Origin of the sequence: Thermomonospora catenispora, assembly GCF_006363815.1 — a bacterium.
GTDB classification, from domain to species: Bacteria; Actinomycetota; Actinomycetes; order Streptosporangiales; family Streptosporangiaceae; genus Thermomonospora; species Thermomonospora catenispora.
Genome location: NZ_RRYT01000078.1, coordinates 2039 through 2238 on the forward strand (window position 1 = coordinate 2039; position 200 = coordinate 2238).

The window sequence follows — 200 nt, forward strand, 5'->3', positions numbered from 1 at the left end:
GGACAGCTGCCGGGCCCGCACGAGGAAGCGTTCTTCTTCCTCGAGCGCGCCCGGCACCTGTCCGACCCGGCCACACTCACCCCCGAACTCGGCCCGGGCCGGCGCTTCTGCATCCGGTGGTTTTCCGGCTGCAGAAGGGCCTGCCAGGGCTCACGCTGGAAGGACTCAACATCATGTCTTTGCTCTACACGCTCGGTAAC